Below are 14,502 nucleotides of genomic sequence, written 5' to 3'. Positions count from 1 at the left end.
GCGACTCAGTGTAAGAGTCATTTCAACCCGAACAGATTCTAGCACTTCAGGTCAGGCTGACCCGAACCCGCGCGAGACGGAGGCGCCGACGCGGGACACCGGCGCCTCAGTGGGGCTTCGGGGCGTCGACGGCGCCGCCGAAGCGCCGGTCGCGTCCGACGTACATCCCGATCGCGCGCCACAGGTCCTCGCGCGAGAAGTCCGGCCACAGCGTGTCGAGGAACACCATCTCGGCGTAGGCTGCCTGCCAGAGCTGGAAGTTGCTGGTGCGCTGCTCCCCCGAGCTGCGCACGAACAGGTCGACATCCGGCAGATCGGGCACGTACAGATGCTTCTGGATCGTCTTCTCGCTGATGCGAGCCGGGTTCAGCCGCCCCGCTGCCGCCTCCGCCGCGATCTGGCGCACGGCATCCGCGATCTCGGTGCGGCCGCCGTAGTTGACGCACATGGTGAGCGTCAGCGTCGAGTTGCGGGCGGTGAGGCGCTCGGCGAACTGCAGCTCGTCGATCACGCTGCGCCACAGCTTCGGACGCCGCCCGGCCCAGCGCACGCGCACGCCCCAGTCGTTCAGCTGGTCGCGCCGCCGGTGCAGCACGTCCCGGTTGAATCCCATGAGGAAGCGCACCTCGTCGGGGCTGCGCTTCCAGTTCTCGGTCGAGAATGCGTAGACGCTGAGGTGCTTCACCCCGGCCTGGATCGCCCCGGCGACGACATCGAGCAGCGCCGCCTCGCCCGCCTGGTGCCCCTGCGTGCGAGTGAGGCCGCGCTGGTTGGCCCAGCGCCCGTTGCCGTCCATCACGATCGCCACGTGCGCGGGAACCGACCCGGCCGGGAACGCGGGCGGGTAGAGCCCGGTCCAGTCGAGGGGCCGGAACGGCTCCGCATCGGGATGCGTGGTCGAGGTCACCGTGTCAGCCTAGCCAGCCTGATCCCCGGCCCCACTCAGCGGTGCAGCAGGATGACGCCGCGGTAGCCGCGACCCCAGCGCACCACGCCGTCGAGCGCATCCTCGGTCATCGGCAGCTCGTGGGTCATCACCCAGCTCTCGCCGATCTCGGTCTCGACCCACGGGTCGTCGATCAGCAGCACGCCGTCGCGCACGGCGGAGGCGACCACCCAGTGCGGCGTCGGGTCGTCGATGAGCGGCTCAAGATCGATCAGGAGGATCGCGACGGCGCCGGCCGCCACGGCCTCGGCGACCTGGTCCATGCCGAGCCGCTCGTGATGCCAGGCCACCTCGCGCTCGGCGAGCTCTCGGGCGGCGAGGCGCTGCAGGTCGGCACGGAAGGACAGCTCAGCCGGATCGTCGAGATCCTCCAGCAGCACGGGCTCCTCGGTGTCGAGGTAGACCTCGACCCGGTGGGCGTCGCCGCGCAGCCGATCGACGGTGACCGCGAGGGCCAGCGGATCGCAGGCCGGCACGTTGGTGGCGGTCCGCCAGGTGCGCAGCTCGGTCAGCCGGTTCGCGTCGGCGTCGTCGCCGAGCAGGCGCTCCCCCACCGCCTCGAGCGCCAGCAGCGCCGAGACGCCGCCGCAGGTGAAGTCGGTGGTCTGGCGGTAGTAGGCCACCTCGCCGCGCGGCCAGTCGACGAGGTCGCGAACCCAGCCGCGAATGCCGGGGTCGGTGCCGTCGCCCGAGCGGTGCGGTGTGCGCAGCGCCCGGAAGCCGTGCGCCGCGGGGTCGACGTCCTGCCCGGGCCGCACCTCCCACTTGAGCAGCGGATGCCCGGCCTCGCTCTCGCGCGCAACGAGCGCCGCGATCACGAGTTCCAGGTCGTCCGCGGCGCCGAACGCGCCGGTGATGACCGAGCCGACCGTCTGCGGTCGGCGGCGCAGCAGCGCCCCGGCGAGCGGGGCCGCGGCCTCCCCGAGCAGCGCCCGGTGCACGATCGCGCTTCCGGTCGGGCGCGCCCACACCGCCGCCGCCGAATCCGGCAGCGCGAGCCCCGGCGACTGCTCGAGCGCGGGGATCGTGGGGGTGAGCTCGGCAATCGCCGGCACGCGGGGCAACGACGTCATCTCGGTCATGCGCGGGTCGGCTCCTTCCGTTCGGCCGTGATCTCGCTGGCGGCGAGCAGCGACGCGGTGTACGGATGCTCGGGAGCATCGAACACGCGCGCCACCGTCCCGGATTCCACCATCTCACCGCGGCGAAGCACGTGCACCCGGTCGCAGACCTGGCGCACCACCGCAAGGTCGTGGGTGATGACGAGCACGGGGGTGCCGAGCTCATCGCGGAGGCGCAGCAGCAGCGCCAGGATCTGCGCCTGCACCGACACGTCGAGCGCCGACACCGACTCGTCGCAGATCAGCAGCCGAGGCCGCGGGGCGAGCGCTCGGGCGATCGCGACGCGCTGACGCTCGCCGCCGGAGAGGTCACGCGGGCGTCGAGCGGCGTAGCGCGCCGGAAGCCCGACGCTCTCGAGCAGCTCGGCGACGTCGCTCGCCGGACGATCGCCGACGGCGAGGGCCTCGCGCAGCGCATCGCCGATGGTGAGTCGCGGGTTGAGCGCCGAGTACGGGTCCTGGAACACGATCTGCACGTCACGCGGGTCGCGGTCGGCGAGGCGGCGCGCCAGCGCGTTTCCGTCCAGGCTGACCTCGCCCGCCGACGGCGCGTGCAGGCCGGCCACGCAGCGCGCGAGCGTGGTCTTGCCGGAGCCCGATTCGCCGACGACACCGACGATCTCGCCCGAGGCCACATCGAGGTCGACGCCGTGCAGGATCTCGGTCGCGCCGTGCTGGGCTCGCAGCCCGCGCACCGTCAGCAGCGCGCCCGGCGCGGCGGGCGAGGCTGCCTCGGCGGCGCGTCCGCGCTCCTCGATCACGAGCGGGGTGCGGCTGTGGTGGCACGCGACGACACCGCCTCGGGGCACCGCCTCGAGCGCCGGCGCCTCGGTGCGGCACCGCTCGGTCGCCAGCAGGCAGCGCGGTGCGAACGCGCATCCGTCCGGGCGCTGTCCGGGCGCGGGCACCGACCCGGGGATGCCTTCCAGCTTTGCCAGGCGGTGATCCAGCGGCGGGTCGGCGGCGAGCAGTCGCGCCGTGTACGGATGCACGGGCGCATCGAGCACGACCCCGGCCGGGCCGCGCTCGGCGACCGTCCCCGCATAGAGCACGACGACCTCGTCGGCGCAGCCGCGCACCACGCCGAGGTCGTGCGAGATGAGGACCAAGCCGAGCCCGCGCCGCTCCTGCAGCTCGGCGAGCACGGCGAGCACCTCGCCCTGGGTGGAGGCGTCGAGCGCCGTCGTCGGCTCGTCGGCGATGAGCACGTCCGGGTCGCCGGCGATCGCCGCGGCGATCGCGACCCGCTGCCGCATGCCGCCGGACAGCTCGTGCGGGTAGCGCCGCGCGACGGCGGGGTCCAGCCCCACCTCCCGCAGGCGGTCCTCGACGATGGTTCGGATCGCTGCGCCCGTCATCCGCTTGCCGCGACGACGGGCGAGCGCGCGCACGGTGTCGGCGATCTGGGTGCCGCAGCGGTGCACGGGGCTGAGCGAGGTGAACGGGTCCTGCAGCAGCAGCGAGATCGCCGAGCCGCGGAGGCCCGCCCACGGGACCGCGCCCGCGAGGTCGAATTCACGCTCACCCCAGAGCACCGTTCCGGAGGCCGAGAGTGCCGGGTCGAGCAGTCCGGTGAGGGCGCGCGCGGTCAGCGACTTGCCCGACCCCGACTCGCCGACCACCGCGAGGGTGCGGCCCGCGCGAACCTGCAGGTCGACCGGCTCGACGATCACGCCGCGCGGGCCTCGCACGCTGAGTCCGCGTGCGTCGAGAAGGATCGGATGCGCGCTCACTCGGCGCCTCCCTTGCGCTCGGCCCGGGCGGCAAGCGCGTCGCCGAGCAGGTTGGCCGCGCAGGCGACGACGACGATCGCGATCGCCGGGGCGATCGTGGCGGCGGGGTTGATCGGGAGCAGTCCTCGACCGTCGTCGAGCTGGCGCCCCCAGTCGGCGGCGCCGGGCGACACGCCGACGCCGAGGAACGACAGCGACGAAAGCGCCACGATGGCGATCGCGAAGTTGACGAGGGCGTTGGTGACGATGATCGGCGAGACGTTCGGCAGGATGTGCCGGAACATGATGCGGAACGGGCCGAGGCGGAGCATCCGAGCCGACTCGATGTACGGCCTCGCCGACTGCTCGATGACCGCGGAGCGGACCAGCCGGATGTCGGAGGGGGCGAACAGCACGACGAGCATCGCGACGGTCACCCAGTAGCCGCTGCCGAAGACGCCGGCGACGACGATCGCGACCACGACGACGGGCAGCGCCAGCAGCAGGTCGGTGACGCGACCGATGGTGAAGTCGAGCCAGCCCTGCACATAGCCGGTGATCGTGCCGAGGATGACGCCGAGCAGCATCGAGCCGAGCGCGATCACGACCGGTCCCGCGAGCGCCGAACCGGACCCGGCGATCAGCAGCTGCAGGATGTCGCGCCCCAGCTCATCGGTGCCAAGCGGGTGACCGGGCGTGCCGGGCGGGGTGACGCCGAGCAGGATGTCCTGAACGAGCGCGTCGGGCGCGAGCACCGACCCGAACGCGGCGAGGACGAGCGCGATCGCCAGGATCCCGCCCGTCACGACGAGGCCGACGGAGCCGACGCGGCCCGCGCGCAACGAGGGTCGCAGGGCGATGGCCGTGGTCTTGGGCGCGGTCATGCGACGCTCCTCCGGCTGCGAACACGCGGATCCAGCACCGCGTAGGTGAAGTCGACCGCCACGGTGAGCAGGGCGATGACGGCCGCGATCAGCAGCACGAGCGCCTGCACGAGCGCGATGTCCTTGAACAGCACCGCGTCCTGCAGCATGAGGCCCAGCCCGGGAAGCGCGAAGGCCGCCTCGACGAGGATGGTGCCGCCGATCACGTAGGTGAACACGAGCCCCGCGGCGGTGACGATCGGGATCGCCGAGTTGCGCAGCGCCAGCAGAAGCACTCGCCCCTCGCCGAGCCCGCGCGACCGCGCGAAGGTGATGTAGTCGCTCGCAAGCGACTCGATCATGGCGGCGCGGGTCAGCCGCATCAGGATGGCGCCGAGCCCGACCGCGAGCGCGGTGGAGGGAAGCACCAGGTAGTACAGCTGCGAGAGCAGGTCGCCGCCCCCGCCGCCGTAGACGGGGAAGATCGGCAGGTAGTACGCGAACACGTACAGCAGCAGCAGCGCGACGACGAAGGCCGGCGCGCTGAGGCCGAGCACCGAGACGCCGGTGACGACGCGATCCACCGGCTTCTGGTGGAAGCGCGCCGCGACGACCCCGAGCGGGATCGCGGTGACGGCGGCGATCAGCATGGCCAGCACCGACAGCATCGCGGTGAGCGGGATGCGCTGCGCGATCGCGTCGGCGACGGGGAGCTGGTAGCGGATCGAGGTGCCGAAATCCCCGGTCAGGGCGTTGCCGAGCCAGGTCGCGTACTGCACCCAGAACGGATCGTCGAGGCGATACTGCTCGCGGATCGCCGCGATCGTCTCCTCATTCGCGGGCCGCAGACCCAGAAGGTTCCGCACCAGATCCCCGGGGATCAGGTGCATCATGCCGAAGATCAGCACGGACAGCACGAAGACGATCGCGACAACTCCGAGGAGCCGCAGGGTGAGCATCCCCCAGAAGGAGGATGCCCACCCGGCGAGGAGCGCGCGCCGAGGCGCACCGCTCATGTCATTCGCTCCGCGTCAGCAGCGCCGGCCACGGGTTCGTGTAGACGAACGGGGTGTCGGTATCGATGGTCCAGCCGTCGAGGAACGCCGTCGCCGACTGGCCCCACCAGAGCGGGAAGCTCGCCAGGTCCGTCTGCGCGAGCTCCTCGGCGCCGAGGATCAGGTCGGCGCGCACCGTCGGGTCGCTCTCGATGAACGCCTCCGCGAGCAGCGACTCGACCGCCGAGTTGGAGTAGCGGGACGGGTTCTCCGGGCCGTACAGGTAGCTGATCACTTCGCCGGGGTCGCCCGTCGTCGAGAAGTACCACATGTAGCCGAGGCCGTGCTCGCCGTCGCCGATGGTGGCGAGCCACTCCTCGATCGTGACCTCGCGCACGTCGATCGTGACCCCGATCTCGGCCAGGTTCGCCGAGAGCGCCAGCGCGGCGCGGCCCAGCTCCGGACCGGTCGCCGGGTAGGTGAGCTCGGCCGTGAACCCGTCCGGCACCGACGACGCCGCGAGCGCCGCGGCGGCGGCGTCGAGGTCGAAATCGCGCTGCGGGAGGGCCTCGAGCCGGGCATCCGCCTGGTCGCCGTAGGCGGCGATCAGCGACTCCGGCGTCGGGATCGCCAGCGCGACCTCGCCGTGCCCGTCGAGCACGCTCTCGACGACCGCCGAGCGGTCCATCGCGTGGACAACGGCTTCGCGCACGTTCACGTCGTCGAAGGGCGCGACCTCGAGGTCGAAGAGCAGGCCGACGTACGACAGGTCGTTGACGAACTGCACCTCGGCGCCCTCGATGGCCGCCCACTGATCGGCCTGCTGGAACGGCACGTTGAAGGCGACATCGATGTTGCCGGTCTGCGCCGCCAGCAGGCGGGTGTTCTCATCCGGAATGAAGTCGACGCGCACGTTCTCGATCTCGGGAACGCCGCCCCACCAGGTGTCCACGCGCTCGAACGACACGTGCGAGTCGGGCACGAACTCGGTGACGCGGTACGGCGTGGTGCCGAGCAGCAGTCCCTCGCCGGTGCCGATCGAGCCCGCGTTGGCCTCCCAGTACGCCTTCGAGGTCACGTACAGCACGCCGGTCGTGCTCATCAGGGTGGCGAAGGAGGCATCCGGCGCCGACAGGGTGATCGTCAGCTCACGGTCGGCGGTCTCCTCCATGGACACGATGCCGCCGAGGTAGAACGAGAAGCCGGGCGAGAGCTCCGGATCCTGCGCCATCTCGATCGAGAAGATCACGTCGTCGACGGTCACTGCGGTGCCGTCCTGGAACGCCGCGTCCTCGCGGAGCGTGTAGCGGTAGGTCAGGTCGTCGACCTGCTCCCAGCTCTCGGCGAGGGCGGGCTGGATCTCGCCCTCGGCGTCGAGGGTGACAAGCCCCTCCTGCGCGATCGAGGCGATGTAGTAGTTGAGGATCCCGTTCTCCTGGCCGACGTACAGGTTGGAGAGCGATCCGGGCAGGGCCACGGTGATCGAGGTGTCGTCCTCGGGCGTCGTGGTCGGCACGCAGGCCGACAGCACGAGAGTCGCGGCGAGCGCTGCTGAGCGACGCCGATGCGTCGCGGGGTGAGTTTCATGGCCGGGGTTCCTCCATCAGTCATTCGTGACCACTACTCCTCGAAGCGGGAGTTGGGATCACTCTAGGGCTTGCGGAGGCCCCCCCGAATCCGCTCTTGCACCGGTGTCGTTCACACCCCGGTTCGGTCCACGTGCGGCAGCGATCGCAGCGCCCGTTCGAGGTGGAATTGCGTGTACGCGGCGACCACCCCGGTGGCCTGCGCGAGGGCCCGCTCGTCGGCGGATTCGGCGACCGGCCAGTCGCCCGCCAGCAGCGCCCCGAGCACCTCCAGCGTGGCGGCGTCCAGCCGCACGGCACCGGGCGGAGCGACCTCGTCGGCGACCACCCCGCCGAGCTGGGCGACGAAGGCGGAATGCGGGCCGGGTGCCCCGGTGACGGCGCAGTCGACGAAGCTCGGGGCCCATCCGGCGATCGACAGCGCGCGGAGCAGGTAGGCGTCGAGGGTCATTCCGGCGTCGTGCTCTCGACGCGCGAGCGAGCGCAGAGCCCCCACCAGCAGCAGGTAGTGCTGGGTGCCGGCCTCGTGATCCGTCAGCCGGTCCGCCGTCTCCAGCATCGCCATGGCGACCGTATAGCGGCCGTAGTCGTCGGCGATGTCGGCGCCGTACGAGCCGATCGTGTCCGCCTGCTGCACGATGTCGAGGCTGCGGCCGATGTAGCACTGCGCGTCGACGACCATGCCGGGCTCGAGCCGCGCGCCGAAACGGGACGCCGTGCGGCGCACCCCCTTCGCGACGGCCCGCACCTTGCCGTGCTGGCGGGTCAGGAGCGTGACGATGCGGTCGGCCTCGCCCAGCTTGTGGGTGCGAAGCACGACGCCCTCATCACGGTAGGTCGGCACTCCCCTAGTCTCCCCCGCGAGCCCGGTGCGTGGCACACTGGAGTGAGCGCGGCGATTCGCAAAGGGGCGATCATGTCGACGACTCTGGTGACCGGCGGAACAGGCGGGCTCGGACGCCCGACCGTGGAGGCGCTGCGCTCGCGCGGCCACGAGGTCGACATTCTCAGTCGCCATCCCGGCGCGATGCGCGTGACCGGCGACCTCGACCGGAACTCGGGCCTGGAGGCGGCCGTCGCCAGCGCCGCCACCATCGTCCATCTCGCGACCAACCGGCGGCGCGACTGCCACGGCACCGAGAACCTGCTGCGAGCCGCGGCGCACGCCGGGGTCGAGCACGTCGTGTACATCTCGATCGTCGGCGTCGAGGACATCCCGTACTTCTACTACCGCGACAAGGTGCGGTGCGAGGCGGTGATCGAGGGCAGCGGGATCCCGTTCACGATTCTGCGCGCAACCCAGTTCCATTCCTTCCCGGTCGAGCTGATCGAGCTGCAGCACCGCCTCGCCACCACGCGGGTGCTCGACATCTCGCTGCAGACGATCGCCGTCGAGGAGGTCGCCGAGCGCCTGGCGGACCTGGCCAGCGAGTCGCCGGCCGGTCGCGTCGAGGACGTCGGCGGGCCGGAGATCCTGTCGTTCGCGGAGGTCGCCGAGATCTGGCATCGCGCGCACGGCGCCGCCAAGACGGTGCGCACCCTGCACCTCGGCGGACGCACCGTTCGCGGGTTCCGGGCCGGGCACCACCTGACCGGGCTGCCCGGCTTCGGCCGAGAAACCTTCGCCGAATTCGCCGCGCGCGCGGCACGTGCTAGCAATGGACCGTGACCTCCTCCTTCGAGATCCCCATCTGGATCGGCGTTCTGGCCGTCGCAATCGGGAGCATGCAGGGGGCCGCGTTCGCCGCGCAGTTCCGTGATCGACGGCTCGATCTGCTCGGCGTCGCCATCATCGGCCTTGCGACCGGATTCGGCGGCAGCGTGCTGCGCGACGTCCTGCTGGTCGAGGTGCCCGCCACGCTGCTGAGCAACTGGTACCTGCCGGTGGCGACCGCCGCCGCACTGCTCGGAATGCTGCTGGAGCGCCTGGTTAACCGGATCGCCCCGTTCATTACCGTGCTCGACGCCCTGACGATCGGCCTGTTCGGCGCGCTCGGCACGACGAAGGCGCTGTCGCTCGGGCTTCCCGCGGTGCCCGCGATCTTCGTCGGGGTGCTCGCCGCCGTCGGCGGGTCCATCTTCCGCGACCTCCTGCTCGGGCTTCCGATCGCGCTGATGCATGTCGGCTCGCTCTACGCGGTGGCGACGATCGTCGGCACCACCAGCTTGGTCGTGCTGGTCGCGCTGGGCGTGCCCGTCTTCATCGCCGCCGTGGTGTGCGTCGCCCTCACCTTCGTCGTGCGGATCCTCGCGGTGCTGTTCCACTGGAGCCTGCCGGAGCAGCGTCCAATCACCCGCAACCTGTGGCCCCGGCGGCTCGGACGCGACGCCCCCGACGCGGAGATCTGACGCCCCCGTCCGGGATCGCCGCCGCCGCCACCTCCATCTCCACCTCGACCGCCGCCGCTGTCGCCACTGTCGCCGCCTCCGGCACTGTCGCCGCTGTCCCCGCTGTCGCTGCCTCCGGCACTGTCGACGAAATGCAGGAGATCCGTCAACGGACGGCTCCGCGAGCCCCGGGATCACGGCATCCGGCCGCGTTTTCTCCTGCATTTGGTGGGAACAGACGGGCGGGCGGCGGGAACGGGCTGTCGGGCCGCGGACCGCGGACCGACAGCCCGGAACGGACCGGCAACCCGGAACGGAACGGACCGACAGCCCGGAACGGACCGACAGCCCGGAACGGGCCGTCGAGCTGACGGTCCGCCGGGCTGTCGGGATGCCGGGTGGTGAGTCCCGGGTGGTGAGTGCTGGACTACGCCGAGACGAGCTCGCGGTCAGCGGTCCGCATCCGCACCGCGCGGTTGACCGCCGACACGACCGCCTTGAGCGAGGCGGTCGAGATGTCGCCGTCGATGCCGACGCCCCAGAGTCGGACCTCGCCAACCTGCAGCTCGACATAGGCCGCCGCGAGCGCGTCGCCGCCCTCCGAGAGGGTGTGCTCGACGTAGTCGTAGAGCTTGATGTCGTGCCCCTGTTCGGCCATCACGCCGAGGAAGGCCGCAATGGGGCCGTTGCCGACGCCGCGCACCTCCTCGAGGTCGCTGCCGATGCGCAGGCGCGCGTCCAGCTCGACCGATCCGGACATGTCGCTCGCCGTGCGCGTGGACAGCAGCTCGAAGCGTCCCCACTTGTCGTCGGGTCGCTCCGCCGGGGCCGGCAGGTACTCGTCCTGGAAGATCTCCCAGATCTGCTCGCTCGTGACCTCGCCGCCCTCGGCGTCGGTCTTGGTCTGCACGACCTGGCTGAACTCGATCTGCAGACGGCGCGGCAGGTCGAGCGCGTGGTCCGACTTCAGCAGGTAGGCGACGCCGCCCTTGCCGGACTGCGAGTTGACGCGCACGACGGCCTCGTAGCCGCGACCGACATCCTTCGGGTCGATCGGCAGGTACGGCACGGCCCACTCCAGCTCGGAGACGTGCTTGCCTTCGGCCTGGGCGCGCGCATCCAGGGCCTCGAAGCCCTTCTTGATGGCGTCCTGGTGGGATCCGCTGAAGGCCGTGTACACGAGGTCGCCCGCCCAGGGGCTGCGCTCGTGCACCTTGAGCTGGTTGCAGTACTCGGCCGTGCGGCGGATCTCGTCCAGGTCGCTGAAGTCGATCTCGGGATCGATGCCCTGTGTGAAGAGGTTGAGCCCCAGCGCGACCAGGTCGACGTTGCCGGTGCGCTCGCCGTTGCCGAACAAGCATCCCTCGATGCGGTCGGCACCCGCCTGGTAGCCGAGCTCGGCGGCCGCGACGGCGGTGCCGCGGTCATTGTGCGGGTGCAGCGACAGCAGCACGTTCTCGCGGTGGGCGAGGTGGCGGCTCATCCACTCGATCGAGTCGGCGTAGACGTTCGGCGTCGCCATCTCGACGGTCGCGGGCAGGTTGATGATCACGTTGCGCTCGGCGGTGGGCTCGAGGATCTCGAGCACCTCGTTGCAGACCTTGACCGCGAAGTCGAGTTCGGTGCCGGTGTAGCTCTCGGGCGAGTACTCGTAGTAGACGCTCGTCTCGGGGATGGTCGCCTCGTACTGCTTGCACCAGCGCGCGCCCTGCAGCGCGATGTCGAGAACGCCCTGCTGATCGGTGCGGAACACGACCTCGCGCTGAAGCACGCTCGTCGAGTTGTAGAAGTGCACGATGGCCTGCTTGGCGCCCTTGATCGACTCGTAGGTCCGGGCGATCAGCTCTTCGCGCGCCTGGGTGAGCACCTGGATGGTGACATCGTCCGGGATCACGTCCTCGTCGATCAGCTGGCGCACGAAATCGAAGTCGGTCTGGCTCGCCGAGGGGAAGCCCACCTCGATCTGCTTGTAGCCCATCTTGACGAGGAGGTCGAACATGATGCGCTTGCGCTCCGGGCTCATCGGATCGATGAGCGCCTGGTTTCCGTCGCGCAGGTCGACCGCGCACCAGATGGGAGCCTTCTCGATGACCTTGTCGGGCCACGTGCGATCGGCGAGGTGCGTCCGAAACTGGTCGGAGTACGAGCGGTAGCGATGAACCGGCATTCCGCTGGGCTGCTGGGTGTTCTTCATGGTCTTCTGCTTCTCTACGAGTCGGGTCTCAGCCAACGACGAACTCCGCGACGAGGAAGGCCGTTGAACTAGGCCTCGTCGCGGCAGCTAAGAAGAAGCAGGCCGAACAGCACGCATTCAGGGTAGCACTGCGCGGCAGGGAGCCGCCTGACGACGAAGTCGCGGCAAAGGTTGGGTGGTCGCGAACGGGATCGAACCCGAGACTGGAGGCATGACACTACGACGATTCGCGCCCGCCGTTGCGGGTGCGGCACTTCTGCTGCTCGCCGGCTGCGCGAGCATGGGCCCGGGCGGACAGGCAACGGTTCCGCCCGCCGTCTCCCCCGCCGCCCCCGGCACCGTGGTCGGTCAGGGCACGGTGCTCCAGATCGGCGACGCCGCTCCCCAGCTCTGCCTGGGTGCGATCGCCGAGTCCTACCCGCCGCAGTGCGCCGGCGCCGAGATCGTCGGCTGGAACTGGGACGCGATCGACATCAAGGAGACCGCCAACGACGTCACCTGGGGCACCTTCGCGGTCTTCGGCACCTGGGACGGCGCCATCTTCACGGTGACCGAGGATCCGGTTCCGCTCGCCCTCTACGACCCGATGATGAGCGACCCGGACCCGCGACTCGACCCGGAGAACGCGGGCGAGAGCTCCGATGCGGAGCTGCGTGAGATCCAGGAGGTGGTGACGACGGATCTTCCCGTTGACGTGCTGTTCTCGTTCTCGGAGAACGGCTACCTGTTCGTGACCGTGTACTACGACGACGGGTCGATCCAGGAGTACTTCGACGCCGTCTACGGCCCCGACGTGGTCGCCGTGCAGTCGGCGCTCGTCGCGGTCTAGAAGGCCAGCGACTGCGCCACTCGACGCACTTCGGACTTGCGACCCTGCCGGAGTGCGTCGATGGGCGCGGCGCTGAGGACCTCGTCCTCGTCCAGCAGCCAGTGCATCGCTTCCTCGTCGCTGAAGCCCGCGTCCGCGAGCACCATGAGCGTGCCGCGCAGCTCGTGCAGCGGCTCTCCGTCTTTCAGGAAGTCGGCGGGGACGCGCAGCACGCCGTCGCGACGCTCCGCGAGCAGGATGCGATCTTCGAAGAGCCGGCGGACGCGGCTGGTGGAGACGCCGAGCATCTCGACAAGGTCGGGGACGGTCAACCATTCACGGTCGGCAGGAGAACTCACGCGTCAAGAGTGCCACGAGCCGCGCGCCGGCGCGCGAAGGCTCCCCCAAAACGCGCCCGAGTCACACAAATCACATTCGTCACTTTGATTGACAGTAATTACCATCTGTGACAGCGTTATTCCCGACACAGCCAGGTGAATCCCGGGGGCGGGGAGAAAGGCGGTCAATGTGTCGGACCTTCGCGAGCGCGACGAGATCGCTCGTGCTGTCTTTGCGGGCCTCACTCCCAGCGGGCACTCGCTCGTCGTCGAGCCGGGGGCCGGTCTTGATCGCGACCGAGCCGCACGGCGCGTGAATCGCGGCATGCGCGCCACGATGCCGTTCGTTCTCGCCGGCGCGCTGACCGTGAGCATGAATGTCACGGCACCGCTGCCTCCCGCATCCGCCCAGCCCAAGAAGTCCACGCTTCCGGAGACCTCCGGCGCGCGCGCCCTCGCCGCCACGGTGACCGCCGCCGCGACCACGGTCGCCAGCACCACCGTTCCGGCCACCTACCGCGTCGCCACCGGAGACACCGTCTCGGCGATCGCGAGCCGCTACGGGCTCTCGACGGCATCCGTCCTGGCCCTCAACGGTCTCGGCTGGAAGTCGCTCATCTTCCCCGGCCAGGTCCTCAAGCTGCCCGGAACCGCACCGGCGGCCACCGCCCCGGTCGTCGACACCACGAACAAGTACACGATCGTCAAGGGCGACACGATCTCGGGCATCGCCGCCCGGTTCGGCATCGCGACGTCGAAGGTCCTCTCCGCCAACGGCCTGAGCTGGTCGAGCATCATCTACCCCGGCCAGCGCATCGTCATCCCGCAGGACACCAGCGGCTCGAGCGCTCCGGCCGATGAGCCGTCGATCGACGTCGAAGAGGTCGTCAGCACGACCCCCACCGAGCCGGACTCGTCCAGCGAACCGGAGTCCGCGACCGAGACGCCGACGGCCACGCAGTATTTCCACACGGTCGTGTCCGGCGACACGATCTCCAAGATCGCCGCGAGCTACGGCCTCGGCACCCAGACGGTGCTCACCGCGAACAGCCTCAGCTGGTCGAGCATCATCTACCCGGGTCAGAAGATCCTGATCCCCGGCAAGACCACGACCAGCCCCGCGGGCACCGCCGTCACCTCGCTCACCAGCGAGATGAAGGCCAACGCGCAGATCATCGTCGATGTCGGCCGATCGCTCGGCGTGCCGGACCGCGGCATCATCATCGCCCTCGCCGCGGCGATGCAGGAGTCGAGCCTTCGCAACATCAACTACGGCGATCGCGACTCGGTCGGACTGTTCCAGCAGCGTCCGAGTACCGGATGGGGCACGGTCGCGCAGCTGACCACCCCGAGCTACGCCGCCCAGCTGTTCTACGGCGGCCCGAGCAACCCGAACAAGGGCAAGACCCGCGGGCTGCTCGACATCTCGGGCTGGCAGAGCATGACGCTCACGCAGGCGGCTCAGGCGGTGCAGATCTCGGCATACCCGGACGCCTACGCCAAGTGGGAAGCGAGCGCGACTGCGTGGCTCGCCCAGCTGGGCTGATCGCCGAGCCGTTCTCCGGAGCTCGCCGCCCACCGTGTGGCAACAGGTTCGGTCCACCGAGGCAA

General features: G+C 70.3%; 13 protein-coding genes. 4 read left to right on the top strand and 9 right to left on the bottom strand.

Annotated elements, in window-relative coordinates:
• Positions 1-106: 106 nt before the first annotated feature.
• The 7 genes from AC0L6Y_RS05040 to recO form a co-directional block, all read right to left on the bottom strand.
• The gene (locus tag AC0L6Y_RS05040) at positions 107-907 is read right to left on the bottom strand and encodes an isoprenyl transferase (protein WP_473556865.1); all 801 of its coding nucleotides are present in this window, start codon (positions 905-907) and stop codon (positions 107-109) included.
• Positions 908-942: 35 nt separating this feature from the next.
• Positions 943-2,028, bottom strand: a complete 1,086-nt coding sequence (locus AC0L6Y_RS05035; RefSeq protein ID WP_473556859.1) for a peptidase C39 family protein — start codon at positions 2,026-2,028, stop codon at positions 943-945.
• Positions 2,025-3,800, bottom strand: a complete 1,776-nt coding sequence (locus AC0L6Y_RS05030) for a dipeptide ABC transporter ATP-binding protein (RefSeq protein WP_473556852.1) — start codon at positions 3,798-3,800, stop codon at positions 2,025-2,027. Before AC0L6Y_RS05030 ends, AC0L6Y_RS05035 begins: the two co-directional genes overlap by 4 nt.
• Complete coding sequence (locus tag AC0L6Y_RS05025; RefSeq protein WP_473556847.1) at positions 3,797-4,663, bottom strand: ABC transporter permease; 867 nt, start codon at positions 4,661-4,663, stop codon at positions 3,797-3,799. The genes AC0L6Y_RS05030 and AC0L6Y_RS05025 overlap by 4 nt, the downstream gene beginning before the upstream one ends.
• Positions 4,660-5,658 (bottom strand): ABC transporter permease, encoded by a 999-nt coding sequence (locus AC0L6Y_RS05020; protein WP_473556842.1) that lies wholly within the window; start codon positions 5,656-5,658, stop codon positions 4,660-4,662. The genes AC0L6Y_RS05025 and AC0L6Y_RS05020 overlap by 4 nt, the downstream gene beginning before the upstream one ends.
• A 1-nt stretch (position 5,659) precedes the next feature.
• Positions 5,660-7,153 carry an ABC transporter substrate-binding protein gene (locus tag AC0L6Y_RS05015; protein WP_473556835.1) on the bottom strand — a complete coding sequence of 498 codons (1,494 nt, stop codon included), beginning with the start codon at positions 7,151-7,153 and terminating at the stop codon, positions 5,660-5,662.
• Between the two features lie 182 nt (positions 7,154-7,335).
• Positions 7,336-8,067 carry a DNA repair protein RecO gene (gene recO / locus AC0L6Y_RS05010; RefSeq protein WP_473556830.1) on the bottom strand — a complete coding sequence of 244 codons (732 nt, stop codon included), beginning with the start codon at positions 8,065-8,067 and terminating at the stop codon, positions 7,336-7,338.
• A gap of 72 nt (positions 8,068-8,139) precedes the next feature.
• Here recO and AC0L6Y_RS05005 point away from each other — a divergent pair, with 72 nt between their 5' ends.
• Positions 8,140-8,892 carry an SDR family oxidoreductase gene (locus tag AC0L6Y_RS05005; protein WP_473556826.1) on the top strand — a complete coding sequence of 251 codons (753 nt, stop codon included), beginning with the start codon at positions 8,140-8,142 and terminating at the stop codon, positions 8,890-8,892.
• Positions 8,889-9,572 (top strand): trimeric intracellular cation channel family protein, encoded by a 684-nt coding sequence (locus tag AC0L6Y_RS05000; protein ID WP_473556822.1) that lies wholly within the window; start codon positions 8,889-8,891, stop codon positions 9,570-9,572. The genes AC0L6Y_RS05005 and AC0L6Y_RS05000 overlap by 4 nt, the downstream gene beginning before the upstream one ends.
• 406 nt (positions 9,573-9,978) lie before the next feature.
• Here the strand turns inward: AC0L6Y_RS05000 and leuA are convergent, their stop codons facing one another.
• Positions 9,979-11,745, bottom strand: a complete 1,767-nt coding sequence (leuA, locus tag AC0L6Y_RS04995) for a 2-isopropylmalate synthase (protein WP_473556817.1) — start codon at positions 11,743-11,745, stop codon at positions 9,979-9,981.
• Positions 11,746-11,956: 211 nt separating this feature from the next.
• Between leuA and AC0L6Y_RS04990 the strand changes: the two genes are divergently transcribed.
• A complete protein-coding gene (locus AC0L6Y_RS04990) occupies positions 11,957-12,574 on the top strand; it encodes a hypothetical protein (RefSeq protein WP_473556813.1) in 618 nt (205 codons plus the stop codon).
• Here AC0L6Y_RS04990 and AC0L6Y_RS04985 read toward each other — a convergent pair.
• A complete protein-coding gene (locus tag AC0L6Y_RS04985; RefSeq protein ID WP_473556806.1) occupies positions 12,571-12,912 on the bottom strand; it encodes an Rv2175c family DNA-binding protein in 342 nt (113 codons plus the stop codon). The two genes, AC0L6Y_RS04990 and AC0L6Y_RS04985, sit on opposite strands and share 4 nt — an antisense overlap.
• A gap of 316 nt (positions 12,913-13,228) precedes the next feature.
• On the opposite strand from AC0L6Y_RS04985, the gene AC0L6Y_RS04980 reads away from it, so the two are divergent.
• On the top strand, positions 13,229-14,437 hold the full coding sequence (locus AC0L6Y_RS04980) for a LysM peptidoglycan-binding domain-containing protein (protein ID WP_473558276.1): 1,209 nt from the start codon (positions 13,229-13,231) through the stop codon (positions 14,435-14,437).
• The last annotated feature ends 65 nt before the right edge of the window (positions 14,438-14,502 follow it).

The organism is Pseudolysinimonas sp. 10J20-29 (assembly GCF_055809595.1).
Note: the sequence above shows the minus strand (reverse complement) of the source record. Positions and strands in the feature narration are given on the sequence as shown.